At 68.1% G+C, this 25,167-nt stretch carries 38 protein-coding genes and 1 pseudogene; 3 read left to right on the plus strand and 36 right to left on the minus strand.

Going from position 1 to position 25,167, the window contains the following annotated elements:
* Positions 1-84: 84 nt before the first annotated feature.
* A complete protein-coding gene (locus ABN034_RS17995; RefSeq protein WP_349692153.1) occupies positions 85-969 on the plus strand; it encodes a hypothetical protein in 885 nt (294 codons plus the stop codon).
* Between the two features lie 43 nt (positions 970-1,012).
* Here the strand turns inward: ABN034_RS17995 and ABN034_RS18000 are convergent, their stop codons facing one another.
* Both ABN034_RS18000 and ABN034_RS18005 read right to left on the minus strand, forming a co-directional pair.
* Positions 1,013-2,695: an ABC-F family ATP-binding cassette domain-containing protein gene (locus tag ABN034_RS18000; protein ID WP_349692154.1), complete on the minus strand. Its 1,683-nt coding sequence runs from the start codon at positions 2,693-2,695 to the stop codon at positions 1,013-1,015.
* Positions 2,696-2,771: 76 nt separating this feature from the next.
* Positions 2,772-3,776, minus strand: coding sequence for a hypothetical protein (locus ABN034_RS18005; protein WP_349692155.1), 1,005 nt, complete (start codon positions 3,774-3,776; stop codon positions 2,772-2,774).
* Between the two features lie 482 nt (positions 3,777-4,258).
* On the opposite strand from ABN034_RS18005, the gene ABN034_RS18010 reads away from it, so the two are divergent.
* Positions 4,259-4,831, plus strand: a complete 573-nt coding sequence (locus ABN034_RS18010) for a SigE family RNA polymerase sigma factor (RefSeq protein ID WP_349692156.1) — start codon at positions 4,259-4,261, stop codon at positions 4,829-4,831.
* On the plus strand, positions 4,828-5,493 hold the full coding sequence (locus ABN034_RS18015) for a hypothetical protein (RefSeq protein ID WP_349692157.1): 666 nt from the start codon (positions 4,828-4,830) through the stop codon (positions 5,491-5,493). Before ABN034_RS18010 ends, ABN034_RS18015 begins: the two co-directional genes overlap by 4 nt.
* Here the strand turns inward: ABN034_RS18015 and ABN034_RS18020 are convergent.
* The 34 genes and pseudogenes from ABN034_RS18020 to rpsJ all read right to left on the minus strand — a co-directional run bounded on the left by ABN034_RS18020 (position 5,490) and on the right by rpsJ (position 24,980).
* Positions 5,490-6,089: a class I SAM-dependent methyltransferase gene (locus ABN034_RS18020; RefSeq protein ID WP_349692158.1), complete on the minus strand. Its 600-nt coding sequence runs from the start codon at positions 6,087-6,089 to the stop codon at positions 5,490-5,492. The two genes, ABN034_RS18015 and ABN034_RS18020, sit on opposite strands and share 4 nt — an antisense overlap.
* On the minus strand, positions 6,086-7,006 hold the full coding sequence (gene truA / locus ABN034_RS18025) for a tRNA pseudouridine(38-40) synthase TruA (protein WP_349692159.1): 921 nt from the start codon (positions 7,004-7,006) through the stop codon (positions 6,086-6,088). Before truA ends, ABN034_RS18020 begins: the two co-directional genes overlap by 4 nt.
* A gap of 44 nt (positions 7,007-7,050) precedes the next feature.
* Positions 7,051-7,617 carry a 50S ribosomal protein L17 gene (gene rplQ, locus ABN034_RS18030; RefSeq protein WP_349692160.1) on the minus strand — a complete coding sequence of 189 codons (567 nt, stop codon included), beginning with the start codon at positions 7,615-7,617 and terminating at the stop codon, positions 7,051-7,053.
* Between the two features lie 155 nt (positions 7,618-7,772).
* Positions 7,773-8,786 (minus strand): DNA-directed RNA polymerase subunit alpha, encoded by a 1,014-nt coding sequence (locus ABN034_RS18035; protein WP_349692161.1) that lies wholly within the window; start codon positions 8,784-8,786, stop codon positions 7,773-7,775.
* A gap of 140 nt (positions 8,787-8,926) precedes the next feature.
* Positions 8,927-9,535 carry a 30S ribosomal protein S4 gene (gene rpsD, locus ABN034_RS18040; RefSeq protein WP_349326769.1) on the minus strand — a complete coding sequence of 203 codons (609 nt, stop codon included), beginning with the start codon at positions 9,533-9,535 and terminating at the stop codon, positions 8,927-8,929.
* 32 nt (positions 9,536-9,567) lie between these two features.
* Positions 9,568-9,972 carry a 30S ribosomal protein S11 gene (gene rpsK, locus ABN034_RS18045; protein ID WP_349326767.1) on the minus strand — a complete coding sequence of 135 codons (405 nt, stop codon included), beginning with the start codon at positions 9,970-9,972 and terminating at the stop codon, positions 9,568-9,570.
* Between the two features lie 88 nt (positions 9,973-10,060).
* Complete coding sequence (rpsM, locus tag ABN034_RS18050) at positions 10,061-10,441, minus strand: 30S ribosomal protein S13 (RefSeq protein ID WP_349326765.1); 381 nt, start codon at positions 10,439-10,441, stop codon at positions 10,061-10,063.
* Positions 10,442-10,689: 248 nt separating this feature from the next.
* Entirely contained in the window at positions 10,690-10,803 is a 114-nt protein-coding gene (rpmJ, locus tag ABN034_RS18055) for a 50S ribosomal protein L36 (protein ID WP_020575560.1), read from the minus strand.
* A 23-nt stretch (positions 10,804-10,826) separates the two neighbouring features.
* Positions 10,827-11,048: a translation initiation factor IF-1 gene (gene infA, locus ABN034_RS18060; RefSeq protein WP_349326762.1), complete on the minus strand. Its 222-nt coding sequence runs from the start codon at positions 11,046-11,048 to the stop codon at positions 10,827-10,829.
* Positions 11,049-11,254: 206 nt separating this feature from the next.
* Entirely contained in the window at positions 11,255-11,683 is a 429-nt protein-coding gene (locus ABN034_RS18065; protein WP_349326761.1) for a DUF1707 SHOCT-like domain-containing protein, read from the minus strand.
* Between the two features lie 209 nt (positions 11,684-11,892).
* Entirely contained in the window at positions 11,893-12,741 is an 849-nt protein-coding gene (gene map, locus ABN034_RS18070) for a type I methionyl aminopeptidase (protein ID WP_349692162.1), read from the minus strand.
* 111 nt (positions 12,742-12,852) lie between these two features.
* Entirely contained in the window at positions 12,853-13,413 is a 561-nt protein-coding gene (locus tag ABN034_RS18075; RefSeq protein WP_349692163.1) for an adenylate kinase, read from the minus strand.
* Positions 13,413-14,714: a preprotein translocase subunit SecY gene (gene secY / locus ABN034_RS18080; RefSeq protein WP_349692164.1), complete on the minus strand. Its 1,302-nt coding sequence runs from the start codon at positions 14,712-14,714 to the stop codon at positions 13,413-13,415. The genes ABN034_RS18075 and secY overlap by 1 nt, the downstream gene beginning before the upstream one ends.
* 248 nt (positions 14,715-14,962) lie before the next feature.
* On the minus strand, positions 14,963-15,469 hold the full coding sequence (gene rplO / locus ABN034_RS18085) for a 50S ribosomal protein L15 (protein WP_349692165.1): 507 nt from the start codon (positions 15,467-15,469) through the stop codon (positions 14,963-14,965).
* Positions 15,470-15,471: 2 nt separating this feature from the next.
* Positions 15,472-15,657 (minus strand): 50S ribosomal protein L30, encoded by a 186-nt coding sequence (rpmD, locus tag ABN034_RS18090; protein WP_349326753.1) that lies wholly within the window; start codon positions 15,655-15,657, stop codon positions 15,472-15,474.
* Complete coding sequence (rpsE, locus tag ABN034_RS18095; RefSeq protein ID WP_349692166.1) at positions 15,657-16,256, minus strand: 30S ribosomal protein S5; 600 nt, start codon at positions 16,254-16,256, stop codon at positions 15,657-15,659. Before rpsE ends, rpmD begins: the two co-directional genes overlap by 1 nt.
* Before the next feature lie 27 nt (positions 16,257-16,283).
* The gene (gene rplR, locus ABN034_RS18100; RefSeq protein WP_349692167.1) at positions 16,284-16,667 is read right to left on the minus strand and encodes a 50S ribosomal protein L18; all 384 of its coding nucleotides are present in this window, start codon (positions 16,665-16,667) and stop codon (positions 16,284-16,286) included.
* A gap of 2 nt (positions 16,668-16,669) precedes the next feature.
* Entirely contained in the window at positions 16,670-17,209 is a 540-nt protein-coding gene (gene rplF, locus ABN034_RS18105) for a 50S ribosomal protein L6 (protein ID WP_349692168.1), read from the minus strand.
* 28 nt (positions 17,210-17,237) lie between these two features.
* Positions 17,238-17,645, minus strand: a complete 408-nt coding sequence (rpsH, locus tag ABN034_RS18110) for a 30S ribosomal protein S8 (protein WP_349326746.1) — start codon at positions 17,643-17,645, stop codon at positions 17,238-17,240.
* Between the two features lie 85 nt (positions 17,646-17,730).
* Positions 17,731-17,916: a type Z 30S ribosomal protein S14 gene (locus ABN034_RS18115; RefSeq protein ID WP_192751518.1), complete on the minus strand. Its 186-nt coding sequence runs from the start codon at positions 17,914-17,916 to the stop codon at positions 17,731-17,733.
* A 28-nt stretch (positions 17,917-17,944) separates the two neighbouring features.
* A complete protein-coding gene (gene rplE, locus ABN034_RS18120; protein ID WP_349326745.1) occupies positions 17,945-18,529 on the minus strand; it encodes a 50S ribosomal protein L5 in 585 nt (194 codons plus the stop codon).
* On the minus strand, positions 18,529-18,915 hold the full coding sequence (gene rplX / locus ABN034_RS18125; RefSeq protein WP_349326744.1) for a 50S ribosomal protein L24: 387 nt from the start codon (positions 18,913-18,915) through the stop codon (positions 18,529-18,531). The genes rplE and rplX overlap by 1 nt, the downstream gene beginning before the upstream one ends.
* A 3-nt stretch (positions 18,916-18,918) precedes the next feature.
* The gene (rplN, locus tag ABN034_RS18130) at positions 18,919-19,287 is read right to left on the minus strand and encodes a 50S ribosomal protein L14 (RefSeq protein ID WP_349326742.1); all 369 of its coding nucleotides are present in this window, start codon (positions 19,285-19,287) and stop codon (positions 18,919-18,921) included.
* A gap of 89 nt (positions 19,288-19,376) precedes the next feature.
* Positions 19,377-19,694: a 30S ribosomal protein S17 gene (gene rpsQ, locus ABN034_RS18135; protein WP_349692169.1), complete on the minus strand. Its 318-nt coding sequence runs from the start codon at positions 19,692-19,694 to the stop codon at positions 19,377-19,379.
* Positions 19,691-19,939, minus strand: coding sequence for a 50S ribosomal protein L29 (rpmC, locus tag ABN034_RS18140; RefSeq protein WP_349326739.1), 249 nt, complete (start codon positions 19,937-19,939; stop codon positions 19,691-19,693). Before rpmC ends, rpsQ begins: the two co-directional genes overlap by 4 nt.
* Positions 19,939-20,358 carry a 50S ribosomal protein L16 gene (gene rplP, locus ABN034_RS18145; RefSeq protein ID WP_349326737.1) on the minus strand — a complete coding sequence of 140 codons (420 nt, stop codon included), beginning with the start codon at positions 20,356-20,358 and terminating at the stop codon, positions 19,939-19,941. Before rplP ends, rpmC begins: the two co-directional genes overlap by 1 nt.
* A 3-nt stretch (positions 20,359-20,361) precedes the next feature.
* On the minus strand, positions 20,362-21,222 hold the full coding sequence (gene rpsC / locus ABN034_RS18150; protein ID WP_349692170.1) for a 30S ribosomal protein S3: 861 nt from the start codon (positions 21,220-21,222) through the stop codon (positions 20,362-20,364).
* Complete coding sequence (gene rplV, locus ABN034_RS18155) at positions 21,222-21,650, minus strand: 50S ribosomal protein L22 (RefSeq protein ID WP_502879060.1); 429 nt, start codon at positions 21,648-21,650, stop codon at positions 21,222-21,224. The genes rpsC and rplV overlap by 1 nt, the downstream gene beginning before the upstream one ends.
* Complete coding sequence (gene rpsS / locus ABN034_RS18160; protein WP_349692171.1) at positions 21,647-21,928, minus strand: 30S ribosomal protein S19; 282 nt, start codon at positions 21,926-21,928, stop codon at positions 21,647-21,649. Before rpsS ends, rplV begins: the two co-directional genes overlap by 4 nt.
* A gap of 14 nt (positions 21,929-21,942) precedes the next feature.
* Positions 21,943-22,776: a 50S ribosomal protein L2 gene (gene rplB, locus ABN034_RS18165; RefSeq protein ID WP_349692172.1), complete on the minus strand. Its 834-nt coding sequence runs from the start codon at positions 22,774-22,776 to the stop codon at positions 21,943-21,945.
* A gap of 74 nt (positions 22,777-22,850) precedes the next feature.
* The gene (gene rplW, locus ABN034_RS18170; RefSeq protein WP_349326730.1) at positions 22,851-23,156 is read right to left on the minus strand and encodes a 50S ribosomal protein L23; all 306 of its coding nucleotides are present in this window, start codon (positions 23,154-23,156) and stop codon (positions 22,851-22,853) included.
* A 173-nt stretch (positions 23,157-23,329) separates the two neighbouring features.
* A pseudogene (rplD, locus tag ABN034_RS18175) lies at positions 23,330-23,977 on the minus strand (50S ribosomal protein L4); the annotation flags it as partial.
* On the minus strand, positions 23,974-24,660 hold the full coding sequence (gene rplC / locus ABN034_RS18180) for a 50S ribosomal protein L3 (RefSeq protein WP_349692174.1): 687 nt from the start codon (positions 24,658-24,660) through the stop codon (positions 23,974-23,976). The gene rplC and the pseudogene rplD, both read right to left, overlap by 4 nt.
* A gap of 11 nt (positions 24,661-24,671) precedes the next feature.
* The gene (gene rpsJ, locus ABN034_RS18185; protein WP_349326726.1) at positions 24,672-24,980 is read right to left on the minus strand and encodes a 30S ribosomal protein S10; all 309 of its coding nucleotides are present in this window, start codon (positions 24,978-24,980) and stop codon (positions 24,672-24,674) included.
* Positions 24,981-25,167: the final 187 nt, after the last annotated feature.

A 25,167-nucleotide genomic window follows, 5' to 3' on the forward strand; every position in this document is an offset into this window, starting at 1 on the left:
TGACTGTGACACCGATCCGCTTTCTGTTGTGACATCCTCTATGTCCTTATATGTCCGGGGTCACTCGACGGGGAGGATCCAGCAATGACAACGCCGCCTGGGCAGTACCCGCAACAGCCACACCAGCAGCAAGCCCCACACCAGCAGCCGCCGCAGCCACACCAGCAGGGCCACCCGCCCCAGCAGCCCTACCAGCAGCAGGGCTACCCACCCCAGCAGCCACAGGGCTACCCACCCCAGCAGCCACAGGGCTACCCACCGCAGCAGGGCTACCCACCGCAGCAGGGCTACCCACCGCAGCAGCCATACCAGCAGCACGGCTACCCGCCCCAGCAGGGCTACGCACCGCAGGGCTCCCCCGGCCAGCAGTTCCCGCCGGGCGGCGGGAACAAGCGTGCTCTGCCCTGGATCATCGCTGCCGGTGCGGCGGTGGTCGTCGTTGCCCTGGTGGTCACCGTCGCGCTCGTCCAGGGCGGCGGCGACTCTGACAACACAGCCGGTGGCAATGGGACCGCAGGCAAGGCCGTGAGCAGCGGCGACGCCGGGACCGGAACTGAGCGGGACAGCCAGGAAAGTACCGACGGGGACCAGAGCAGCCCCGAGGCAGCGGCCCAGACGTTCTTGTCGGCCGTACAGGCCGGGGATGTCGACACGGTATGGATGATGCACTGTGTCGCACACCCAGACTGCCTCACGGCAATGGGGGAGGAGCTGAGCCAGGAGGAGATCAACGAGATGCAACCGGACTCCGCGGCCGACATCAGTGAGTTCGCCGAGCTGACCAAGGACGCGGAGATCGTCGGGACCACCGATTCGACCTGGTTTCCGGGCACGACAGGGTTTTCGCTCCGCACGCCGGAGGGCGAGGCCACACTTGCGTTCCTCGAGCAGGACGGCGCCTGGTACTACGTAGGCGCCGAGGGCGGCCAGTCCGGCGGCAGTAGCTCCGGTGGTTCGGGAGGCAGTTGATCAGCAGACCTTGCTGATGCGGCCACGTTCAGGCGTAGCCGCATCAGCGAGCGCGGCTCACCCGACCCTCGTCCCAGACCGGGGTGTCGGATTCGTACACGCTGCCGTCCTCGCCGAAGACGAGGTACCTGTCGAACCCGCGCGCGAACCACCGGTCGTGGGTGACCGCCACCACAGTTCCTTCGTACGATGCCAAGCCCTCCTCGAGCGCGTCGGCGGAGGTGACGTCGAGGTTGTCCGTCGGCTCGTCGAGCAGCAGCAGGGTCGCACCGGACAGCTCCAGCAACAGGATCTGCAGCCGCGCCTGCTGGCCACCCGACAGCGACTCGAAGGTCTGGTCGCCTGCCTGCGCCAGCTCGTAGCGGTCCAGCGCCCTCGCCGCCTCCTCCTGCGGCATGCCCACGCGATGGTCGTCGCCGCGATGCAGGATCTCCAGCAACGTACGACCGACCAGCTCCGGATGCTCGTGCGTCTGCGCGAACCAGCCGGGACGTACCCGCGCGCCCAGCCGCGCCCGGCCGGTATGCGCGACCGGCGCGATCGGGACGTCGCCCACCGGCCGGTGCTCGGGTTCGGGGAGCGAACCTCCGGCCGCGAGCAGCCGCAGGAAGTGCGACTTGCCGGAGCCGTTGGATCCCAGCACCGCGACCCGGTCGCCGTACCACACCTCGAGGTCGAACGCTCGCATCAGACCGGAGAGCTCCAGCGTCTCGCAGATCACGGCCCGCTTGCCGGTGCGGCCGCCACGCAGGCGCATCTTGACGTTCTGCTCGCGTGGGAGCGCCTGCGGCGGCCCGGCCTCCTCGAACTTCCGCAGCCGGGTCTGCGCCGCGTGGTAGGCCGACGCCATCTTGTCGTTGCTGGTGGCCTTTCGTTTGTACAGCGCGACCAGCGCCTTGAGCTTCGCGTGCTGTTCGTCCCAGCGCCGGCGGAGCTCCTCGAGCTTCGCGAACCGGTCGAGGCGGGCCTGGTGATAGGTCGCATACCCCTGCGGATGCGTCCACACCGAGTTGCCGGCGGCGCCCAGCTCCACCGTGACGACGCGGGTCGCGGTGTTGGCGAGGAGCTGCCGGTCGTGACTGACGTAGAGCACGGTCTTGTCCGACTCGTTGAGGCGTTCCTCGAGCCACTGCTTGGCGGGGACGTCGAGGAAGTTGTCCGGCTCGTCGAGCAGCAGCACCTCGTCGGGACCGCGGAGCAGGGCCTCGAGGGCGAGCCGCTTCTGCTCGCCGCCGGAGAGGGTGCGGACCTCCCGGTAGCGCGCGCGTTCGTACGGCAGGCCGATGGCCTCGGTGCAGCAGACGTCCCACAACACCTCGGCGTCGTAGCCTCCGGCGTCGGCCCAGTCGGCGAGAGCCTGGGCGTAGCGCAGCTGCGTGGGTTCGTCGTCTCGTTCCATCATGGCCAGCTCGGCCCGCTCGACGGACTCGGCGGCGGTACGGATGCGCGGCGGCGCGACCGAGAGCAGCAGGCCGGCAACCGTGGTGTCGTCGCGTACGGACCCGACGAACTGCCGCATGACGCCCAGGCCGCCACTGCGGCTCACGGCACCCGCGTGCGGGTCCAGGTCGCCGGCGACGATCCGGAGCAGGGTGGTCTTGCCCGACCCGTTCGCGCCGACGAGGGCGACCTTGGCGCCTTCACCCACCCGGAACGACACGTCGTCGAGCAGCACCCGACCGTCCGGCAGCTCGTACCGGATCCCCGCGACGTCCACATAGCCCATGCAGCCCAGTGTCCCGGTCCACCGTCAGCGGGCGCGAGCGGTTTACGGTCGTACGCCGGAACCATCGGGTCCGCGTCTACTTCGTACCGGTCCGGGGCCAGACCATCAGGCCGACCTGCCCCTGGAGTCCGCCCGGGGCATGCGGCCCGCGCAGCAACGGCCGCACGACGTCGGCGGTGAGTGCCCGCAGGGTGGCGCCGTCGTCGATACCGTGGGCATCACAGCCGCTGTAGCGGACGAAGACCTCCTGTTCCCGCTCACCGTGCACCAGCAGCACGATGACCTCCTCGCCGAAGGCCCAGTCTGCGCTGCAGTTCTGGGGCTCGTTCGGTCCGCCGCCCTCGGGTGCCGCGCGCACGGCGTCCACAAGCTTCCGGGTAGCGGGGCCAGTGAGCCGACTCGCGGACAGCACCGGCTGGGGAGCGACGTTCTGCCCGCGGTCCAGGGCGTACCTGCACACCGTGATCGACTCGACCTGTCCGACCGTCGCCAGCCCACCGGTCCCAGGGTCCGGTCGTACGTCCGGACCGGTGGTGATCCGGTGGTCGACCGGGCACCCGTAGGTGTCCGTCTCGCGGACCTTCCGTGCGGAGTCGAGCATCCGCTCACGCAGCGCGGCATCATCGGTGAACACGGTCAGGGTGACTCCCGCGACGACTCGGGTTTCCTCCGCCCAACCGCCATCGTGAGACCGGACGCCGGGCGTCGCCCGATAGGTGTCGAACCACAGGTAGGCCTTCCGCTTGTCGAGGGGAGCGACCTTCTCCTTGCAGGCGATGAGGGGAATCCCGCCGACGGGCCGTCCGACGTACGGCGAGTCACTTGCCTTCTGCAGACAGGGCGGCCAGCCCGTCGTGCCGTATCCCCAGCTCGCCGGCACCTGCACCTCGACTCCTCCGTACGACTCCCCACGCATGGCGGTCGCTCCCTCCGCCATTCCCCCCGTCATTCCGCCCGCCGCCCCCTCCGTCGGCACAGGGGCCAGCCAGCGGACACCGAGGATCAGTGCGGCGACCGCCGCGGCAGCGAGGACGCAGGCCAGGACCAGGTGCTGACGGGCCAGCATCGAAGGAACGTTCATGGGCAACTCCACCCGCAAGACACCGGAGCCCGGCGTCGACGATGATGCTCATCATCGGTGTTGGCGGGACCGCACGCCATCCCTGCCAGAGGTCGGCGAGTATCCCGTGATCATGATCATGATCATGAAGGATTCCGGGGCGCATGTGCCGATTCCTCTTCATGATCATGGCGCCGGGCTCTCGCGGCGCTTTCCTCGCCGAGGTCAAGCAACCGGCTACAGGTGGTAGGCAGCTGGAGATCCCCCGACTTCGGCGACGCTCCTTCCTGAACGAGCGCTCGACGTCAGCGTCTGAGAGGACCACGTAAGAGCAGTCGGCCGGTTGCCTGCGCCGTGCGTCGCATGGTCCAGGCAACTGGAGCGCCTGCCGAGCGTGGTCCTTTCCGCTTCTTTTCGCATGCAGGTTCCCTTCCGAACTGCAGGCATAGTGACTGGACGTCCGTGCGTCTTACGGGATGACTAGTCAACGGGAGGATGCCTGCATGGACGCACGGTCCGAGCACGAGTTCCGGGAGTTCGTCGACGCGCGCTCGCTGGCGTTGCTGCGCACGGCGTACGTCCTGACCGGCGACCAGCACCTCGCCGAGGACCTCGTGCAGAACGCGCTCGCCAAGCTGGCGGCCAGGTGGCACAAGGTCAACGAACCCGAGGCGTACGTCCGGCGTGCCATCTACCACGACCAGGTGAGCCGCTGGCGGCGAAGGGCGAGGATTCGCGAGGACCCGGCCGCCACCCCCGGGGTCGGCAACGCTGGCGCCGTACACGACCCGGCCGCCCGTGATCCGGCCGAGCAGGTCGGGCCGCGCCTCGACGTCCTGCAAGCGCTGCGGAAGCTCGCTCCACGGCAGCGGGCCGTCCTGGTGCTGAGATTCCTCGAGGACCTGCCCGAACGCGAAGTCGCCGCCGTCCTCGGCTGCTCGGTCGGCACCGTACGCAGCCAGACCTCCCGGGCGCTCGCTCGACTTCGCGTCCTCGCTCCAGACCTTGCCGACCACCCGCTGGCCGCAGCCGCAGCGGCGGCACGCAAGCCCACATCGATGGAGGTACGCCCGTGACTCCCCACTCATACCAGCAGCTGCCGCCGGACGATCCCGACGGTCGGATCCGGTACGCGATCGAGGACCTTGCCCACCATGCCCGGCCGGTTCCCGGTATGGCCGATCTCGCACTCGCGCGGGCGCGGCGACGCCAACACGCTCGACGCGCGATGGTCGCCGGAGGCGCCGCCTTCGCTGTGGTCGGTACGGTGACGAGCGTCGCGGCCCTCCCGATTCTGGAGCGTGGCATCGTCCCCGCCGACGGCACGCCCTCCACACCGACGCCACGGCCCGCGCCACCCACGCCACGACCCACGGACTGCACACCCGAACCGTCGCCGACGCCCTCCCTGCTCCCGTCGAAGTCACCGGCGGCGACCGCACCATCCACCAGGCCAACGACGGCACCGACGCCTACCGCCAAACCGCTCGAGCCTTCTCCACCACCGGCCCCGACCTGCCCGCCAGGCACCCCGCGGCCATCCGAGCCAGCGCCCACGCCGTCGGACTCGCCGACGGCCACGCCCACGCCGTGGCCGGACTGGCCCGAACCCACGCCGACGCCGTCCGAATCCCCCGCCCCACCGCGACCCACTCCCGCACCGACCACCACGCCGACACCTGCGGACTGGCCGGACTGGCCGGAGCCCACCCCGCGCCCGCCGGACGCAAGGAGCTAGCTCCGGCGTACGGCGAGAACCCGGTATCCCTTGGAGCTGGCGTGCCGCTCGGCACGCCAGCCCTCGCCATTCAGCCAGCGTTGCAGCGAATCGGCGCCGAGGTTGCGGGCGACGACCAGCCACGCCACACCGTCGGGGGTGAGCCTCGGTAGCCACCGCTCAAGGAGGGCATGCAGGGCCGGCTTCCCGATCCGGATCGGCGGGTTGGACCAGACCTGGTCGAAGGACACGTCGTCAGGCACATCATCCGGCGGCGCGACGCGTACCCGTCCGGCGATGCCGAGCGTGGCGGCGTTGGCACGTGTCAGCTCCAGCGCCCGCACGTTGACGTCCACGGCCCACACGGTCGCCCCAGGTTGCCCGGTCGCGAGCACGCAGGCGATCGGGCCGTAGCCGCAGCCGAGGTCGAGAAACGTGCCCGGCCGGCTCGGCAGCGGCGCCTCCCGCAACAGCACGGACGTCCCCAGGTCGAGCCGGTCGCCGGCGAACACCCCGCTCGAGGACGTCAGTGTGTACGCACGCCCGTACGCCGAGAACGACACGGTCCGCGGCACTGCCCGGGAACCCGGCTCGGCGGAAAAGTAGTGATCGCTCATGAACCGGCGGCTCCCGCCGAATCTCCGTCCCCTGCCTCCACGGTCCGGCGCCGCCGAGCCGCGTGCGCGCGGGCGGCCAGCTCGTCATCCGGTGGATAGCCCACCTCTTCGAGGGTAAGGCCGCGCGGTGGTACGACGTTCACGGCCGAGTCCCGCAGGCGACCCGCCAACACAGCCGCCGGCCACTCGACGGGGCGCTGGCCCACACCCACCGCCAGCAATGCGCCCACCAGTGCCCGCACCATCGAATGGCAGAACGCGTCCGCCACCACCCGGGCGATCGCAAGACCGCTGGCGTCGCGTTCCCACGAAAGGTCCAGCAGCCGGCGGACCGTCGTCGCGCCCTCCCGCCGCCGACAGAACGCCGCGAAGTCGTGCTCGCCGAGCAGGCGGTGTGACGCCGCGTTCATCGCCGCCACGTCGAGCGGGCGCGCGTGGAGGAGCACCTCGCGCCGGCGGAGCGGATCCGCCGCGGCCAGGTCATCGCACACGCGGTACGCATAGCGCCGCCAGACCGCGGAGAACCGCGCGTCGAACCCGGCCGGCGCCTCACGGACGCCCCGGACGCGGACGTCGGCAGGCAGGGCGCCAGCGAGCCGGCGGAGGAGGGAGACGGCGGGTGGGTGGGTGGAATCCCGGCCGGGCACCGCGGAGTACGCCGGACGTGGGACGTCGACGTGGCACACCTGGCCGCGAGCGTGGACGCCGGCGTCCGTACGCCCGGCACACGTCGTCGGCGCCGGCTCGGCGAGCCGCAGGACCGTGGCGAGAGCGCGCTCCAGCTCGCCCTGGACGGTGCGCTGTCCACGCTGAGCCGCCCAGCCGGCGAAGTCGGTTCCGTCGTACGCCACATCCAGCCGGAGACGCACCAGCTCTGCCGCCGGCTGGATGCGCGAGAGCCCGCTGTCCTCCTGCATGGAAGGCTCAGCGGGCTCTGGCTCGTGGTCGGATGGGACAGCCGTCAGGACTTGTCGTCCTTGCTGTCACCGCTGTCAGCACTGTCCTCCGCGGCCTCCGCCGGTTCGTTCCCGGCGTCTGTCGCGGACGCTTCGGCAGCCTCCGCCGACGCGCTCTCGGCCGGAGCAGACTCACTCTCCGCCGCAGCGGGCGCGGATGCGGCCTTCTTTGCCGCCGTGCCAGCGCCGGCACCGCCGGTGTCGCCGCCACCCACCTGGCCCTGGACCAGCTCGATCACGGCCATCGGCGCGTTGTCACCCTTGCGCGGACCGATCTTCGTGATCCGGGTGTAGCCGCCCGGCCGATCGGCGTAGTAGGGACCGATCTCCGCGAACAGGGTGTGCACGATCTCCTTGTCACGGATGACCGCATGCACCTGCCGGCGGGCGTGCAGATCGCCGCGCCGCGCCTTGGTGATCAGCTTCTCCGCATACGGCCGCAGCCTGCGCGCCTTCGTCTCCGTCGTCGTGATCCGGGCGTGCCGGAACAGCGACGTCGCGAGATTGGCCAACATCAGCCGCTCATGTGCGGGGCCGGCGCCGAGGCGAGGGCCCTTGGAGGGCTTGGGCATTGCTGGTTCTCCTTCCTGCACCGGCCGTATGAGGTACCGGAGTCAGTGGTGGGGACGTTCCCCGATGAAGGGACCCCTCGTAGCAACCGCTGGGATGAGGGGCCCCTTCCTACGAAAGCGATCCTGCGTGAACGACCGCCCTACGTACGGCCGTATCAGTACTGCTCGGTCTCGGCGAAGCTTTCTTCTTCCTCGTCGAAGTTGTCGACCGCGGCACTCGGGTCGAATCCAGGCGCGCTGTCCTTGAGCGCGAGGCCCATGCCGGACAGCTTCTGCTTCACCTCGTCGATCGACTTGGCGCCGAAGTTGCGGATGTCGAGCAGGTCCTGCTCGCTGCGGGAGATCAGCTCACCCACCGTGTGGATGCCCTCCCGCTTCAAGCAGTTGTACGAACGGACGGTGAGGTTGAGGTCCTCCACCGGCAGCGCCAGGTCGGCGGCGAGCTGCGCGTCGACCGGCGACGGGCCGATCTCGATGCCCTCGGCGTCGACGTTGAGCTCGCGTGCCAGCCCGAACAGCTCGACCAGCGTCTTGCCCGCACTCGCCACCGCGTCCCGCGGCCGCATCGACGGCTTGGTCTCGACGTCGACGATCAGCTTGTCGAAGTCGGTCCGCTGCTCGACCCGGGTCGCCTCGACCTTGTAGGTGACCTTGAGCACCGGCGAGTAGATCGAGTCGACCGGGATCCGGCCGATCTCCGCGTCCACCCGCTTGTTCTGCACCGCCGAGACGTAGCCGCGGCCGCGCTCGACGACCAGCTCCATCTCGAGCTTGCCCTTGCTGTTGAGCGTGGCGATCTGGAGGTTCGGGTTGTGCACCTCGACACCGGCCGGCGGCGCGATGTCGGCAGCGGTCACCTCGCCCGGGCCCTGCTTGCGGAGGTACATCGTCACCGGCTCGTCGTGCTCACTGGAGACGACCAGCTCCTTGAGGTTCAGGACGACCTCGGTGACGTCTTCCTTGACGCCCGGGATCGTCGAGAACTCGTGGAGGACACCGTCGATCTTGACGCTGGTGACAGACGCTCCGGGGATGGACGACAGCAGCGTCCGCCGGATGGAGTTGCCGAGCGTGTAACCGAATCCCGGCTCGAGGGGCTCGAGCACGAAACGTGAGCGGTAGTCGTTGACAACCTCTTCGGCGAGAGTGGGACGTTGTGCGATGAGCATTGTTGTTTCCTTTCCGCGGCGCCCGCCATATGACGCCAACGAATGAATGACCCTGCGGGAGGTTCGTAGCCCGCCGGTCGACTCCTTTTCGGGTACCCCACGGAATCGCGGAGCTTGCGCAGCGATCTCGTGGGGTGGAATCAGACCTTCGAGTAGTACTCGACGATCAGCTGCTCTTGGAGCGGAATGTCGATCTGCGCCCGGACGGGCACCTGGTGGACGAGGACCCGCAGGGTTCCCGGCAGGACTTCGAGCCAGCCGGGGACGGGACGCTCGCCATGGGTTTCGCGTGCGATCAGGAACGGTGTCGTCTCGCGCGACTTCGAGCGTACGTCGATCACGTCGTGCGCGCCCACCTGGTAGCTCGGGATGTTGACCTTCCGGCCATTCACCTCGAAGTGGCCGTGCACCACGAGCTGGCGTGCGTGCCGACGCGTGCGGGCGATACCGGCGCGGTAGATCACGTTGTCGAGCCGGCACTCCAGCAGCTGCAGCAGGTTGTCGCCGGTCTTGCCACCGCGGCGGTGCGCCTCTTTGTAGTAGCGGTGGAACTGCTTCTCGAGAATTCCGTACGAAAGCCGCGCCTTCTGCTTCTCCCGCAGCTGAAGGAGGTACTCGCTCTCCTTCGGCCGGCCACGGCCGTGCTGGCCGGGTGGGTAGGGGCGGCGCTCGAACGCCTTGTCGCCGCCTACCAGGTCGGTGCCCAGGCGGCGGGACTTCTTGGTCATCGGACCGGTGTAACGGGCCATCGCTCGTCGTACTCCTTAACCGCTAGTGGGGCTCAGACCCGGCGCCGCTTCGGCGGGCGGCAGCCGTTGTGGGGCACGGGGGTGACGTCCTGGATCGTGCCCACCTCGAGGCCGGTGGCCGTGAGGGAACGGATCGCGGTCTCGCGGCCCGAACCCGGTCCGCGGACGTAGACGTCGACCTTCTTCATGCCGTGCTCCATGGCCCGGCGAGCGGCGGACTCCGCGCACATCTGCGCGGCGAACGGCGTGGACTTGCGCGAACCCTTGAAGCCGACCGTGCCGGCGCTGGCCCACGCGATCACCGCACCTGTCGGGTCGGTGATGGTCACGATGGTGTTGTTGAACGTGCTCTTCACGTGCGCGTGCCCGAAGGCGATGTTCTTCTTTTCCTTGCGGCGCACCTTCTTGGCGGCGCCGGCTCTGCTCTTGGGAGGCATCTGGTGTACGAACTCCTAAAGATCGAGGGCCCTGGCCCCATCCGGCGAAACCGCTGAGCAAACGCTGACGATTCCGCGGGAACGGGAACTACTTACGGCCTGGCTTCTTCTTGCCTGCGACGGTCTTCTTGGGACCCTTGCGGGTGCGTGCGTTGGTCCGCGTGCGCTGACCATGCACAGGAAGACCGCGGCGGTGCCGGAGGCCCTCGTAGCAACCGATCTCGATCTTGCGCCGGATGTCGGCCGCGACCTCACGCCGGAGGTCGCCCTCGACCCGGTAGTTGGAGTCGATCCAGTCGCGGAGCTTGACGATCTCTTCGTCACCGAGCTGGTGGACGCGTAGGTCCGGATTGACACCGGTGCCCTCGAGTGTTGCCAGAGCCCGGGTCCGGCCGATGCCGAAGATGTAGGTGAGCGCCACCTCGATGCGCTTGTCGCGCGGGAGGTCGACGCCGACGAGGCGTGCCATGTGGGCAGGTGTCCTTTCGGTTGGCGGAGGTCTCATGCGCGCCGCGTCCCTGCCTGCCCTGGATCATCGGGTCCTCAGGTGGACCTCTTCCTATCCGGCAGGGCCCCGGCCTCCGTGCCGGGGGCAACACCACCACGACGTGTGCTGGTGAGCGGTCGCGCCATCTCTTTCGGCGGCTTCAGTTGTGGGGATGGTGACCTGCGCTGGTGCGCCGGTCGCCGCGGTCCTGGGCCGGTGGCGTCAGACGCTCAGCCCTGGCGCTGCTTGTGGCGCGGGTTCTCGCAGATCACCATGACCCGGCCGTGCCGCCGGATCACTTTGCACTTGTCACAGATCTTCTTGACGCTGGGCTGGACCTTCATCAGTGCTCTCTAGGCTCGGTGTTCTAGCGGTAGCGGTAGACGATCCGCCCTCGGCTCAGGTCGTACGGCGACAGCTCCACAACCACGCGGTCTTCGGGAAGGATCCGGATGTAGTTCTGTCGCATCTTGCCACTGATGTGCGCGAGGACCTTGTGTCCGTTTTGGAGCTCCACGCGGAACATCGCGTTGGGTAGCGCCTCCACGACCGTGCCCTCGATCTCGATGACACCTTCCTTTTTCGGCATGTCCTCCGCACTTCGCCTGGCTTGTGATCGTTGGGCGGGGCGTCTGCTTGGCTGACATCCCGCTTCCGAAAGCCCTGCCCACGGCCCCAAATCAGGCACAGACGTGCCACAGGGCAGAGCAAAGACCGACGTCGCAGTCTACGTCACCGGCGTCAGGATGCGAAATTGGGGCAATAGAGGGGTTCCTCGGCCGGGGGCCCTGCCGCTCAGTCCCGGAACTGGCGGCGTGTCACCTCGATCGCCAGCAGCGTCGCGCCCCAGGGTCCCGCGACCCACGCCGGCCAGAAGTACTCCACATTGCCGTTGCCGACCGAGACCATCAGCCAGACGACGAGGTTGATGCTGACGGCACACGCCCAGATGGTCCACAGGACCGCCATGGCCTTGTCGCCCTTGGAGCGCTTGCGCACCTCCTGGGACTGAGCCGATTCGCGAGGTTCCTCGACGATCGCCGGCGTCTTGTGGGTACGCATGACCGGAATGTCACGGACCAGTGGCTCCAGCTCGCCATAGGTCTGGGCGTCGTACAGCGCGTCCAGGCGGTCCTGGAACTCCCCGAGGGAGAGCCTGCCCTCCGCATGCGCGTCACGCAGGCGCGAGGCGATCTTCTCCCGATCACCGTCTGAAGCACGCATTTCCGGTCCGTAAGGCACCGTCATATCTTGCCCCCTCAGGCCCGCCCCGCGCATCCGGAAGCACCCTGACCCGCCCGGGGGTCACCCCGACCCGGTGTGCCCGCGCTTGGCCGGCCTGTCGCCGCGCAAATGACCACGCCGAGCATGCCTGCGGTAGCGCAGCCATGCGTCGGCACCTGGTTCGCGTTCCACCAGCCCGCTCAGCATGGTCATTTGCCGTCGGCGGGTGGGCCGCCGGCGGGTGGGGCTCCCACCTGAACGCCGAGCGCGGCGAGGCGCGCGGCACCGCCGTCGTGGGCGGTGAGGACCCAGGGGCCGCACTCGGTGAGCGCCACCGTGTGTTCCACGTGGGCGGCGTATGACCCGTCGACGGTCATCACGGTCCAGTCATCGTCGAGGACGTCGGTCTCCAGCGAGCCGAGCGTGATCATCGGCTCCACGGCGATCGCCCATCCCGGCTGGAGCCTGGGGCCCTTGCCGGGCTTGCCGACGTTGGGCACGTTGGGTGGCTGATGCATCTGGGTGCCGATGCCATGACCCACGTAGTCCTCGACGATGCCGTACGCAGCACCCGCCGACCGGACACCGGCCTCGACAGCGGCCGAGACGTCACCGAGCCGACCGCCGACCCGCATCGCCGCCAAGCCACGCCACAACGCGTCCTCGCAGACCCTCGCCAACTCCTGGAGCTCCGCCGAGATCTCGCCCACTCCGACGGTGATCGCCGCGTCACCGTGCCATCCTTCGACGATCGCCCCACAGTCGATGGACACCAGATCGCCGTCCCGCAGGACACGCTCGCCGGGGATGCCGTGGACCACCTCGTCATTGACCGACGTACAGATCGATGCCGGATAGCCGAGATAGCCCATGAACGACGGAACCGCCCCACGGGACCGGATCAGCTCCTCAGCCAGCCGATCCAGCTCCCCTGTCGTGACCCCCGGCGCCACCGCGTCGCGGAGCATCGCGAGCGTGTCCGCCACCACCAGCCCCGCCTTGCGCATGAGAGCGATCTCAGCGGGCTTTTTCAGCTGGACCTTGCGGTCGAGGAACAACGCCGTTCACCTGCCACTTCTCCCCCAGGCCCACTGTTTCGCCACCGCTGACCCGACATCCACGCCAACCAAGCAGCGCGCGGGTGGGCGGGTGCTTGCCACGGCCGCTGCCTACGCGAGCGCCGCCAGCACGCGCTCGGTGACCTCGTCGACCTCACCCATCCCCTTGACGATCACCAGGAGACCGCGCTGCGCGTACACCCCGAGCAACGGCTCGGTCTGCTCGCTGTAGACCTCCAGCCGGCGACGGATCACCTCTTCGGTGTCATCCGTACGCCCGTCGGACTCCGCGCGACCCAGCAGTCGGCGGACGAGTTCGTCGTTGTCGACCTTGAGGACGAGGACCCGGTCGAGCTTGACGCCTTCGTCGGCGAGGATGTTGTCGAGCGTCTCCACCTGCGCCAACGTCCGCGGAAAGCCGTCGAGCAGGAACCCGTGCCGGGTGTCAGGTTCGTCGAGGCGGGCACGCACCATGCCATTGATGATCTCGTCCGGCACCAGGTCACCGCGATCGAGGTAGCGTCTGGCTTCGCGGCCGAGCAGCGTTTGGTCCTCGACGTTCTTACGCAGGATCTCCCCGGTCGAGATGGCCGGGATCTCGAGCCGCCTCGCGATCTCTTTGGCCTGGGTCCCCTTGCCGGCGCCAGGGGGACCCATGATGAGCAGACGCATCAGCGCAGGAACCCTTCGTAATGCCGCTGCTGCAGCTGGCTTTCGATCTGCTTGACCGTGTCGAGGCCGACACCCACGACGATGAGGATGGAGGTACCGCCGAACGGGAAGTTCTGGTTGGCGCCGATGAGCACGAAGGCGATCAGCGGAATGAGAGAGACGACGCCCAGGTAGAGCGAACCGGGTGCGGTGATCCGGGACAGCACGTACTGGAGATACTCCTCCGTCGGCCGGCCGGCACGGATGCCGGGGATGAAGCCGCCGTGCTTCTTCATGTTGTCGGCCACATCCTTCGGGTTGAACGTGATGCCCACGTAGAAGTACGTGAACGCCACGATCAGCAGGAAGAAGCCGATCATGTAGACGGGGTGGCTGCCTCGTGCGATGTTGGCGTTGACCCAAGCCGCCCACGGTGCAGTCGGGTCGAACTGCGCGGCCAGCACGGGGAGATAGCTCAGGCTGGACGCGAAGATCACCGGGATGACGCCCGCCTGGTTGACCTTGAGCGGGATGTAGGTCGAACTTCCGCCATAGGCGCGGCGGCCGATCATCTTCTTGGCGTACTGCACCGGGATCCGGCGTTGCGCCTGTTCGACGTAGATGACCGCGCCCATGATGACCAGACCGATCGCCATCACGACGAAGAAGATGCCCCAGCCCTGCTGCTGGCGGATCGCCCACAGCGATGTGGGGAAGGCGGCGGCGATCGACACGAAGATCAGGATGGACATGCCGTTGCCGACACCGCGGTCGGTGATGAGCTCGCCGAACCACATGATGACGCCGGTACCGGCGGTCATCGTGATCACCATCGTGACGAGCGTGAGGATGCTGTCGTTGGGGATCAACGTCTCGGTGCAGCCGGGGAACATCTGACCCGACCGGGCCAGCGCCACGATCGTCGTCGACTGCAGGACCGCCAGTCCCATGGTGAGGTACCTGGTGTACTGCGTGATCTTCGTGGTGCCGGCGTGGCCTTCCTTCTTCAGCGCCTCCAGCCGCGGGATCACCACCGTCAACAGCTGGATGATGATGCTTGCCGTGATGTACGGCATGATCGTCAGCGCGAAGACCGACAGCTGCAACAGCGCCCCGCCCGAGAACAGGTTGAGCATGCCGTAGATGCTGTTGCCGCTACCGCCCTGCAGGACCGGGTTGAGGCAGCGCTGCACCGCCGCGGCGTCCACCCCTGGCGTGGGCAGCACCGAACCGACCCGGAACAACGCGATGATGAAGAGCGTGAAGAGCAGCTTCTTGCGCAGGTCCGGCGTCTTGAACGCGTTGACGAACGCGGTGAGCACCCAGTCCTCCTGCGTACCGCCTCGAGGGGCGGGTAGTTATGGTCGGAGGACCTACCGGCTGTCCATACGACACCCTGCCCGGTCCTCTGACGCCTTGTTCGGAAAGGTACAGCCGAAAGTTACAGCCGGACGATACTGCCTCAGGACTTTACAGGCCGACCCGCGACCACATGACGCTTGGGGCGCCTCTGTGCCGGTCTGGCGGGCCATATGGCACAGAGCGCCCCAGTTGTCGCCGATCTCTTGGACTACCCCTTCGTGACGGTGCCGCCCGCTGCGGTGATCTTCTCCGTCGCGCTGGTCGAGAACGCGTCGGCGGTCACCTCCCATGAGGCGCTCGCGTCGCCGGTGCCCAGAATCTTGACCGGACGCCCGGACCGGACCGCGCCCTTCGCAGCAAGGTCCTCCGCCGTCACCTCGCCGCCGTCGGGGTAGAGCTCGGCGAGCTTGTGCAGGTTGACGACCTGGTACTCGACCCGGTTGCGGTTGGTGAAGCCACGCATCTTCGGCAGTCGCATGTGCAACGGCAACGCGCCGCCCTCGAGCCCGACCGGGACGCTGCCGCGGGCCTTGCTGCCCTTGGTGCCGCGCCCCGCGGTCTTGCCCTTGCTGCCTTCACCGCGTCCGACCCGGGTCCGTGGTGTCTTCGCCCCGGGCGCGGGACGCAGATGATGGACGCGGAGCGGACGGCTGGCCTTGCCGCCAGTCGCGGCACCTTCGTCCACGGCGTTCTTCGTACTGGACTGGGTAGCCATCGTCAGTCGACCTCCTCGACCACGACCAGGTGGGACACCTTCGAGATCATGCCGCGAATCTCCGGCCGATCCTCCTTGACAACCACGTCGTTCAGGCGCTTGAGACCGAGCGAACGCAGAGTGTCCCGTTGGTTCTGCTTGCGGCCGATCCTCGACCGCACCTGACGAACCTTCAGACGTCCGGCCATCAGGCAGGCACCTCCGCCCGGGCGCGCAGCAGCGCCGCCGGCGTGACGTGCTCGACCGGCAGGCCACGGCGTGCCGCCACCTTCTCCGGCGACTCGAGCGCCCGCAGTGCGGCGACGGTCGCGTGCACGATGTTGATCTGGTTGGACGAGCCGAGCGACTTCGACAAGACGTCGTGGACGCCGGCGCACTCTAGGACTGCCCGCACCGGTCCACCGGCGATCACACCAGTACCAGGCGAGGCCGGACGGAGCAACACGACTCCGGCGGCCTTCTCGCCCTGGATCGGGTGCGGGATCGTGCCCTGGATACGCGGCACCTTGAAGAAGTGCTTCTTCGCCTCCTCGACACCCTTGGCGATGGCGGCCGGCACCTCCTTGGCCTTGCCGTAGCCGACGCCGACCGTGCCGTCGCCGTCGCCCACCACGACGAGCGCGGTGAAGCTGAAGCGACGGCCGCCCTTGACGACCTTCGCGACACGGTTGATCGACACGACCCGCTCGATGTACGCGGTCTTGTCCGCGGAGCCGCCCCGACGTTCGTCCCGGCGGTCCCGGCGGTCACCAGAGCCGCTACCGCGGCGCTGCTGGGGTCCAGCCATGGTTACCTCATCTCTCCTGGTCGAACGTCAGAACTCGAGCCCGGCTTCGCGGGCAGCGTCGGCGAGCGCGGCGATTCGGCCGTGGTACTGCCGGCCGGCGCGGTCGAAGACCACCGCGGAAACACCCGCGGCCTTCGCCCGCTCCGCGAGCCGCGCGCCCACCTCGCGGGCACGTGCGGTCTTGTCGCCGTCGTGGGAACGCAGATCCGCTTCCAGCGTCGACGCCGACACCATCGTGTGGCCCAACGTGTCGTCGACCACCTGGGCCACGACATGGCGCGCCGAACGCGTCACGACGAGCCTTGGGCGGGCCGGCGTACCGGAGACCTTCTTGCGTACCCGCAACTGCCGGCGCAGCCGCGCCCGCGTCTTGCGACTGGTGGTCTTGTGGGTGCTGAGACTGGCGGCCATCGTTACTTACCAGCCTTTCCGACCTTGCGGCGGACCTGCTCGCCTTCATAGCGGATCCCCTTGCCCTTGTAGGGCTCGGGCTTCTGCAGCTTGCGGATGTTGGCGGCCACCTCACCGACCTGCTGCTTGTTGATCCCGGAAACCGAGAACCTGGTGGCGGACTCCACGGCGAACGACACCCCGTCTGGCGCGTCGAAGATGATCTCGTGGCTGTAGCCGAGCTTGAGCTCGACCTGCCGCGGACCCCTCGCCAGGACGCGGTAGCCGACGCCGACGATCTCCAGCTTGCGCTCGTAGCCCTGCGTCACGCCGACGATCATGTTGTTGACCAGCGTACGGGTGAGGCCGTGGAGCTCCTTGCTCTTGCGTTCGTCGTCGGGCCGCCTGACCTCGATGTTGTCGCCCTCGCGTTGCACCGTGATCGGTGCCGCCACCGTGTGCGCGAGGCTGCCCTTCGGGCCATTCACCGTGACCGTCTGACCGTCGATCGCCACGTCGACGCCCGAAGGCACCGGGATGGGGAGCTTGCCGATGCGAGACATGCGGTGTCCTTCCTCCTTCCCGTACTCGTCACCACACGTAGGCGACGACTTCGCCGCCCACGCGTCGCTTGCTGGCCTGGCGGTCGGTGAGCAGGCCCTGCGACGTCGAGATGATCGCAACACCCAGACCACCGAGCACCTTGGGGAGCCCCGTCGACTTGGCGTACACCCGCAGGCCCGGCTTCGAGATCCGCCGGATGCCCGCGATCGAACGCTCCCGGTTGGGACCGAAGCGCAGCTGCACCACCAGCGTCTTGCCGACCGCACCGGGCTTCGGCTCCTCGACCCGCCAACCGGCGATGTAACCCTCCTGCTGGAGGATCTCGGCGATGCCCGCCTTGAGCTTGCTGTAAGGCATCGCGGCATCGTCGTGGTAGGCCTGGTTGGCGTTGCGCAGACGGGTCAACATGTCTGCGATCGGATCAGTCATGCTCATAGGACTGGCCGCTTTCCCGCCGCGGTTTCCGACCACTCGGACCTGCGGCGACTAGAAGGGTCGTACATCGGCGTCACGTCGGGTCTCACCAACTGCTCTTGGTGACACCGGGAAGCTCGCCCCGGTGCGCCATCTCGCGCAGGCAGATCCGGCACAGGCCGAACTTGCGGAACACCGCCTTCGGGCGCCCGCAGCGCTGGCAGCGGGTGTAGGCGCGCACCGCGAACTTCGGCTTCGCCTTCGCCTTGTTGATCAGGGCGGTCTTAGCCACGTCTGGACTCCTTGCTTCTGCGGGCCCGTTACCGGGCGCTCGTCCCCGAGGCGAACGGGAACCCGAGCTCGGTGAGGAGGGCGCGACCCTCTTCGTCATTCGATGCGGTCGTGACGACGGTGATGTCCATGCCACGGGACCGGTCGATCTTGTCGGGATCGATCTCGTGGAACATCACCTGCTCGGTGAGACCGAACGTGTAGTTGCCGCGGCCGTCGAACTGTCGGGGCGAAAGGCCCCGGAAGTCACGGATCCGGGGCAGCGCCAGCGACAGCAGCCGGTCGAGGAACTCCCACATCCGGTCACCGCGCAGCGTCACGTGGGCGCCGATCGGCATGCCCTCGCGGAGCTTGAACTGGGCGATCGACTTCCGGGCCCGGGTGACTGCCGGCTTCTGGCCGGTGATCGCGGTGAGGTCGCGGACGGCGCCATCGATCACCTTGGAGTCGCGGGCGGCGTCGCCGACACCCATGTTGACGACGATCTTCGCGACCGTCGGCACCTGCATCGGGTTGCCGAAGCCGAACTGCTTGCGGAGCTGACCCGCGATCTCGTTCCGGTACCGCTCCTTGAGCCGGGGCAGTGCCTTGCGTTCGGTGGTGGCAGCTGTCATCAGATCTCCTCGCCGGTCTTCCGAGCGATGCGTACGCTGCGGGAACCGGTGTACGTGGTGCCGTCGGCGCGACGCTTCTCGACCTCACGCCGCTCGTAACCGACCCTGGTGGGCACCTTCTTGCCGTCGACCTCGACGAGCAGCGTGACGTTGGACGCCGGGATCGAAGCTTCCTGCGTCACGATGCCACCGGTCGTGCCCTGGCGGCCCTGCGACTGGACGACCTTCGTGTGCCGCTTCACGCGGTTGGCACCTTCGACGAACACCCGGCCACGCGTGGTGTCGACGTCGATGATCTTGCCCTCGACGCCGCGATCACGGCCGGTCAGGACACGTACGACGTCGCCCTTCTTGACGTGCAGGCCCTTCTTGCGCGACTGAGCCATGATTCAGAGCACCTCCGGGGCGAGCGAGATGATGCGCATGTACCGCTTCTCACGAAGCTCGCGACCGACCGGTCCGAAGATGCGCGTGCCGCGCGGCTCGCCATGATCGCGCAACAACACCGCAGCGTTCTCGTCGAAGCGGATGTAGGACCCGTCAGGACGGCGGCGTTCCTTCGCGGTACGCACGATGACGGCCTTGACGACCTCACCCTTCTTGACGTTGCCACCGGGTATGGCGTCCTTCACGGTGGCGACGATCACGTCACCGATCCCGGCGTAGCGTCGACCGGAGCCACCGAGCACCCGGATGCACAAGATTTCCTTGGCACCGGTGTTGTCGGCGACCTTGAGTCGCGACTCCTGCTGGATCACGGCACTTCTCCCATTCGAACGACCAGCTTGCCGGCCGGCCTCTTCGTTTCTCTGCGGGGGCACCGGGGGGTCCCCCGGCTGACACTGCGCTACTTGGCCTTTTCCAGGATTTCGACGACGCGCCAACGCTTCGTCGCCGACAACGGACGGGTCTCCATCAAGAAGACCCGGTCGCCGACGCCACACTCGTTGGCCTCGTCGTGCGCCTTGAGCCGGTTGGTCCGCCGCATGACCTTGCCGTAAAGCGCATGCTTCACGCGGTCTTCGACCTCGACCACCACGGTCTTGTCCATCTTGTCGCTCACGACGAGACCCTCACGGGTCTTCCGACGTCCACGCTGCGGCTTCTCGCCGGCCGTCGTCTCGACACCTGTCTCGGCAGTCACCGATTCCACCCCTTCACTCATGCGACCGTCTCCGATGCGGCCTCGGCATCGGCCGGCGCGGTGATACCGAGCTCGCGCTCCCGCATCACCGTGTAGATCCGGGCGATCTCGCGACGTACGGCGCGGAGCCGACCATGACTTTCCAGCTGGCCGGTGGCCGCCTGGAAGCGCAGGTTGAACAGCTCCTCCTTCGCCTCGCGCAGTTTGTCGGCGAGGTCGTCAGCGGAGAGGCTGCGCAGCTCGTGGGCCTTCGACGTCATGGCCATCAGCCCTCGCCTCCTTCACGTGCGACGACGCGGCACTTCATTGGGAGCTTGTGGATGGCGAGCCGCAGGGCCTCACGCGCGGTCGCCTCCGGTACGCCGGACAGCTCGAACATCACCCGTCCGGGCTTGACGTTGGCAATCCACCACTCGGGCGAGCCCTTGCCGGATCCCATCCGCGTCTCGGCGGGCTTCTTCGTCAGCGGACGGTCCGGGAAGATGTTGATCCACACCTTTCCGCCACGCTTCATGTGCCGGGTCATCGCGATACGCGCCGACTCGATCTGCCGGTTGCTGACGTAGTGACCCTCGAGCGCCTGGATGCCGTACTCGCCGAACGCGAGCGACGTGCCGCCCTTGGCCTTGCCACCCCGCTTCGGGTGGTGCTGCTTGCGGTGAACGATCTTCCGCGGGATCAGCATGGTTCAGCTCTCCTGTCCCGAACTCGCAGTGCCCGCAGGAGTACCAGCGGCCTCGGCGCCGGCCGAACCACTGCTCGCCTCCGCGCTCGCCTGCTGTGGCTGCCGGCCGCCTTCGCGCCGGTCGCGGCCCCCACCGCGCTCGCCGCCGCGGCGACCACCGCGCGGTGGCCGCTCGCCGCCCGGACGCCGCTGCGCCGCGGCCCTCGCCGCCGCCTGCTGCGCCTCACGCTCGGCCCGCGACACGGGGACCTCACCCTTGTAGATCCAGACCTTCACGCCGATCCGGCCGAACGTCGTCCGTGCTTCGTAGAAGCCGTAGTCGATGTCCGCGCGCAGGGTGTGCAACGGCACGCGACCCTCGCGGTAGAACTCCGACCGCGACATCTCGGCGCCGCCGAGGCGACCCGAGCACTGGACCTTGATGCCCTGTGCACCGGCCTTCGCCGCGCTCTGCAACGCCTTGCGCATCGCCCGGCGGAACGCCACCCGGCTGGCCAACTGCTCGGCGACGCCCTGGGCGACAAGCTGTGCGTCCACCTCGGGGTTCTTCACCTCGAGGACGTTCATCTGCACCTGCTTGCCGGTGAGCTTCTCCAGCTCGCCGCGAATCCGGTCGGCCTCGACGCCACGCCGGCCGATGACGATGCCCGGCCGGGCGGTGTAGATGTCGACCCGGACCCGCTCGCGGGTGCGCTCGATCTCGACCTTCGAGATACCGGCCCGGTCCATGCCCTTGGTGAGCAGCCGCCGAATCGCGACATCCTCGGACACGTAGTCCTTGTACAGCTTGTCGGCGTACCACCGGCTCTTGTGGTCGGTCGTGACACCGAGGCGGTACCCGTGCGGGTTGACTTTCTGTCCCACTATCGGGCCCTCCGCTTCTTCTGGGTGGACGGACGGCCGGCAGCCGCCGGCTCTTCGTCGACGGGTTCGACGACCACGGTGATGTGGCAACTGCGCATGAGCAGCGGGCCCGGGCGGCCCTGGGCACGGGTGCGCCAGCGCTTCGCGGTGGGCCCTTCGTCGACGTAGGCCCGCGCCACCTTCAGGCTGCTTCGCGACAGCTGCAGGTTGTTCTCGGCGTTGGCCATGGCGCTTTCGAGCACCTTGCGGACCGGCTCGCTCGCGGCCTGCGGCGCGAAACGCAGCAGATCCACCGCACGCTCGGCCGGCAACCCGCGGATGAGGTTGACCACCCGGCGGGCCTTGGTCGGCGTCATGCGGACGAACCGCGCCACCGCCCTGGCCTCCACGGCGGCTTCCATCTCGTCACTCCTCGCTGTGGCGGTCACCGGCGCCGGCTCCTTCGGTCGTCCTTCTCGTGACCACGGAAGGTGCGGGTCGGCGAGAACTCACCGAGCTTGTGCCCGACCATCGCTTCGGTCACGAAGACCGGCACATGGGTCTTGCCGTTGTGGACGGCGATCGTCTGACCCAGCATGGCCGGAACGATCATCGAACGGCGCGACCAGGTCTTGATGACCTGCTTGCTCCCCTTCTCGTTGTTGGCGATCACCTTCTTCATCAGGTGATCGTCGACGAAGGGGCCCTTCTTCAGGCTGCGTGGCATCAGTCAGGCTCCCTCTAGCGCTGCTTGCCGCTCTTGCGACGACGGACGATGAGCCGGTCACTGGACTTGTTCTTGCGGGTACGCCCCTCGGGCTTGCCCCAGGGGGACACCGGGTGCCGACCGCCGGAGGACTTGCCCTCGCCCCCACCCAACGGGTGATCGACGGGGTTCATCGCCACACCACGGACAGCTGGGCGCTTGCCCTTCCAGCGGTTGCGGCCCGCCTTGCCGAGGGAGATGTTGCTCTGCTCGGCGTTGCCGACCTCGCCCACCGTGGCACGGCAGCGTACGTCGACCATCCGGATCTCACCGGAAGGCATTCGCAGGGACGCCATCGCGCCTTCCTTGGCGATCAGCTGGACGCTCGCACCGGCCGAACGGCCGATCTTGGCACCGCCGCCGGGACGCAGCTCGATGGCGTGCACCGTGGTACCGACCGGGATGTTGCGGAGCGGAAGGTTGTTGCCCGGCTTGATGTCGGCACCGGTGCCGCTCTCCACGTCCGCACCCTGGCCGAGACGGGCCGGCGCGATGATGTAGCGCTTCTCGCCGTCGGCGTAGTGCAGCAGGGCGATCCGGGCCGTGCGGTTGGGGTCGTACTCGATGTGCGCGACCTTCGCCGGCACGCCGTCCTTGTCATAGCGCCGGAAGTCGATCAATCGATACGCCCGCTTGTGACCGCCGCCCTGGTGCCGGGTCGTGATCCGGCCGCTGCTGTTACGCCCGCCCTTCTTGGGAAGGGGACGCAGCAGCGACTTCTCCGGGGTCTTCCGGGTGATCTCGGCAAAGTCCGAGACACTCGCCCCGCGACGACCCGGTGTCGTCGGCTTGTACTTGCGGATAGCCATGTCTACTTAGCCCTTCAACCCTCTTCTCGGGGCCCCCGCGAGAACGCGGAGCTTGCGTTGCGCTTTCGTGGGGATCAAGAAACGGGCCCGCCGAAGATGTCGATCCGCTGCCCGTCGGCGACGGTCACGATCGCCCGTTTGGTGCTCGGGCGCTGCCCCCAGCCGTAGCGGGTGCGGCGGCGCTTGCCCTGCCGGTTGAGCGTGTTGACACCGGTCACCTTGACGTTGAACACCTTCTCGACCGCGATCTTGATCTCGGTCTTGTTGGCGGTGGGTAGCACCAGGAAGGTGTACTTGTTCTGGTCGAGGAGGCCGTAGCTCTTCTCACTGATCACCGGAGCGACGAGCACATCGCGGTGATCCTTGTGGATGTTGCTCATTCGTCAGCCTCCCCAGCGTTGGCATCCGCGCCGGAGGTCTCGGCGGCCTTCGTCACCGTCGCCTTCTTGGCGGTCGCCTTCTTGGCCGTGGTCTTCTTGGCCGTGGTCTTCTTGGCCGCCGTCGTCTTGGCCGGAGCCTCGTCCGAGGTCGCCTTCTTGGCGGCGGTCTTCTTAGCCGGCGCTTCGTCGACTGCGACCTCGGCGCCGGTGAAGTCCTCGTACGCCTGTGTCGTGAACACCACGTCGTCCGACGTCAACACGTCGTAGGTGTTGAGCTGGTCGGCGGCGATCAGGTGGACCTCGGGGAGGTTCCGCAGGCTTAGCCAGGTCACCGCGTCCGTCCGGTCGACGACGACCAGCACGTGGTCGCGGTCGGTCACCGAGCGCAGTGTCGCGAGCGCCTGCTTCGTGGAAGGTACGTCGCCGTCGACGAACGCCGTCACGACGTGGACACGGCCGTGCCTTGCCCGGTCTGACAGCGCACCCCGAAGTGCGGCGGCCTTCATCTTCTTCGGCGTCCGCTGGGTGTAAGACCGCGGCTGCGGACCGTGGACGACGCCACCGCCGGCAAACTGCGGAGCCCGCCGGGAACCCTGCCGCGCCCGACCGGTGCCCTTCTGGCGGTAGGGCTTCGCGCCACCGCCTCGGACCTTGCCACGCGACTTGGTGGCGTGGGTGCCCTGCCGCGCCGCCGCCAACTGGCCGACAACCACCTGGTGGATCAGCGGGACGTTGACCTGGACGTCGAAGATCTCGGCCGGCAACTCGAGAGTGCCCGCCTTTCCGCCTTCGCGGTCGAGCAGGTCGATGGTCGCCGTCACTTGGCCGCTCCCTTCGCCTTCGCCGCGCTGCGGATGAGCACGAGGCCGCCACGAGGGCCGGGCACCGCGCCCTTGAGCAGGACGAGGCCCTTCTCGGCGTCCACCGCGTGGACCGTGATGTTCTGGGTCGTGACCCGCTCGCCGCCCATCCGGCCGGCCATCTTCACGCCCTTGAAGACCCGTCCTGGCGTCGCACACGCGCCGATCGAGCCGGGCGAACGGTGCTTGCGCTCGACGCCGTGACTCGCGCGGAGGCCGTGGAAGCCGTGCCGCTTCATCACGCCCGCGAAGCCGTGGCCCTTGCTGGTCGCCGTCACATCGACGGTCTCGCCGGCGGCGAACACGTCGGCGGTCAGCTCCTGTCCGGTCGTGTAGGACGAGGCGTCAGCGGTACGCACCTCGACCACATGCCGCCGGGGCGTCACGCCAGCCTTCGCGAAGTGGCCCTGCTTCGGCTTGTTGACCTTGCGCGGGTCGATGGCACCGAATGCCAGCTGGACCGCGGCGTAGCCGTCGTTGTCGGGCGTGCGGACCTGCGTGACGACGCACGGCCCGACCTTGACCACGGTGACGGGGACCAGACGGTTCTGGTCGTCCCACGTCTGGGTCATGCCGACCTTTTCGCCGAGCAGGCCGCGTACTTCACGCGCCGCGCCTTGGCTCACAGTCTTAACGCTGCTCATAAGTGAGGTCCTCAGAGCTTGATCTCGATGTCGACGCCCGCAGGCAGGTCGAGTCGCATCAGCGAGTCGACCGTCTTGGGCGTGGGGTCGATGATGTCGATGAGCCGCTTGTGCGTACGCATCTCGAAGTGCTCGCGGCTGTCCTTGTGCTTGTGCGGTGAGCGGATCACGCAGAAGACGTTCTTCTCGGTGGGCAGCGGCACGGGCCCGGCGATCTTGGCGCCCGTCCGGGTCACCGTGTCGACGATCTTGCGCGCCGAACTGTCGATCACCTGGTGGTCGTAGGCCTTGAGCCTGATGCGGATCTTCTGTCCCGCCATGGCGTGTTCGCGTCCTTCTCTCGTACGCCGGGAGCTGTGCGGCCCCCGAGTGCCGTTCGGTCGTCGGCCGGCCGTGGCCCAAAGTCAGCGCGAGACTCCTGGGTGGAGCTTCGCTTGGTTGGCGCCCCGCGTCCGGTTCCTCCGACCCCCGCGGTCGGGTGTGTCGCCCACCCGAACCGCACGAATC

It is taken from the genome of Actinopolymorpha sp. B11F2, assembly GCF_040195635.1.
Lineage (GTDB): Bacteria > Actinomycetota > Actinomycetes > Propionibacteriales > Actinopolymorphaceae > Thermasporomyces.

Bases quoted from the DNA above. Each gene is read 5' to 3' on its own strand.
- rplO (WP_349692165.1), bottom strand. From the start codon at position 15,469: ATGGCTACCCAGTCCAGTACGAAGAACGCCGTGGACGAAGGTGCCGCG.
- ABN034_RS18035 (WP_349692161.1), bottom strand. From the start codon at position 8,786: ATGCTCATCGCACAACGTCCCACTCTCGCCGAAGAGGTTGTCAACGAC.
- rplW (WP_349326730.1), bottom strand. From the start codon at position 23,156: ATGAGCAACATCCACAAGGATCACCGCGATGTGCTCGTCGCTCCGGTG.
- truA (WP_349692159.1), bottom strand. From the start codon at position 7,006: ATGCAGGAGGACAGCGGGCTCTCGCGCATCCAGCCGGCGGCAGAGCTG.
- rpsQ (WP_349692169.1), bottom strand. From the start codon at position 19,694: ATGAGTGAAGGGGTGGAATCGGTGACTGCCGAGACAGGTGTCGAGACG.
- infA (WP_349326762.1), bottom strand. From the start codon at position 11,048: ATGCCGAAAAAGGAAGGTGTCATCGAGATCGAGGGCACGGTCGTGGAG.
- rpsM (WP_349326765.1), bottom strand. From the start codon at position 10,441: ATGGCACGCCTCGTCGGCGTCGACCTCCCGCGCGACAAGCGCATCGAG.
- rpsS (WP_349692171.1), bottom strand. From the start codon at position 21,928: ATGCCACGCAGCCTGAAGAAGGGCCCCTTCGTCGACGATCACCTGATG.
- rpmD (WP_349326753.1), bottom strand. From the start codon at position 15,657: ATGGCCGGACGTCTGAAGGTTCGTCAGGTGCGGTCGAGGATCGGCCGC.
- rpsH (WP_349326746.1), bottom strand. From the start codon at position 17,645: ATGAGCATGACTGATCCGATCGCAGACATGTTGACCCGTCTGCGCAAC.
- rplE (WP_349326745.1), bottom strand. From the start codon at position 18,529: ATGACAGCTGCCACCACCGAACGCAAGGCACTGCCCCGGCTCAAGGAG.
- rpsD (WP_349326769.1), bottom strand. From the start codon at position 9,535: ATGGCCCGTTACACCGGTCCGATGACCAAGAAGTCCCGCCGCCTGGGC.
- rpmC (WP_349326739.1), bottom strand. From the start codon at position 19,939: ATGGCCATGACGTCGAAGGCCCACGAGCTGCGCAGCCTCTCCGCTGAC.
- rplQ (WP_349692160.1), bottom strand. From the start codon at position 7,617: ATGCCCAAGCCCTCCAAGGGCCCTCGCCTCGGCGCCGGCCCCGCACAT.
- rplX (WP_349326744.1), bottom strand. From the start codon at position 18,915: ATGGCTCAGTCGCGCAAGAAGGGCCTGCACGTCAAGAAGGGCGACGTC.
- ABN034_RS18005 (WP_349692155.1), bottom strand. From the start codon at position 3,776: ATGAACGTTCCTTCGATGCTGGCCCGTCAGCACCTGGTCCTGGCCTGC.
- rpmJ (WP_020575560.1), bottom strand. From the start codon at position 10,803: ATGAAGGTCCAGCCCAGCGTCAAGAAGATCTGTGACAAGTGCAAAGTG.
- rplB (WP_349692172.1), bottom strand. From the start codon at position 22,776: ATGGCTATCCGCAAGTACAAGCCGACGACACCGGGTCGTCGCGGGGCG.
- rplC (WP_349692174.1), bottom strand. From the start codon at position 24,660: ATGAGCAGCGTTAAGACTGTGAGCCAAGGCGCGGCGCGTGAAGTACGC.
- rplP (WP_349326737.1), bottom strand. From the start codon at position 20,358: ATGCTGATCCCGCGGAAGATCGTTCACCGCAAGCAGCACCACCCGAAG.
- ABN034_RS18000 (WP_349692154.1), bottom strand. From the start codon at position 2,695: ATGGGCTATGTGGACGTCGCGGGGATCCGGTACGAGCTGCCGGACGGT.
- ABN034_RS18065 (WP_349326761.1), bottom strand. From the start codon at position 11,683: ATGCGTGCTTCAGACGGTGATCGGGAGAAGATCGCCTCGCGCCTGCGT.
- rpsE (WP_349692166.1), bottom strand. From the start codon at position 16,256: ATGGCTGGACCCCAGCAGCGCCGCGGTAGCGGCTCTGGTGACCGCCGG.
- rplF (WP_349692168.1), bottom strand. From the start codon at position 17,209: ATGTCTCGCATCGGCAAGCTCCCCATCCCGGTGCCTTCGGGCGTCGAC.
- ABN034_RS18010 (WP_349692156.1), top strand. From the start codon at position 4,259: ATGGACGCACGGTCCGAGCACGAGTTCCGGGAGTTCGTCGACGCGCGC.
- rpsK (WP_349326767.1), bottom strand. From the start codon at position 9,972: ATGCCTCCCAAGAGCAGAGCCGGCGCCGCCAAGAAGGTGCGCCGCAAG.
- ABN034_RS18075 (WP_349692163.1), bottom strand. From the start codon at position 13,413: ATGCGTCTGCTCATCATGGGTCCCCCTGGCGCCGGCAAGGGGACCCAG.
- rpsJ (WP_349326726.1), bottom strand. From the start codon at position 24,980: ATGGCGGGACAGAAGATCCGCATCAGGCTCAAGGCCTACGACCACCAG.
- ABN034_RS17995 (WP_349692153.1), top strand. From the start codon at position 85: ATGACAACGCCGCCTGGGCAGTACCCGCAACAGCCACACCAGCAGCAA.
- ABN034_RS18020 (WP_349692158.1), bottom strand. From the start codon at position 6,089: ATGAGCGATCACTACTTTTCCGCCGAGCCGGGTTCCCGGGCAGTGCCG.
- rplR (WP_349692167.1), bottom strand. From the start codon at position 16,667: ATGGCCGCCAGTCTCAGCACCCACAAGACCACCAGTCGCAAGACGCGG.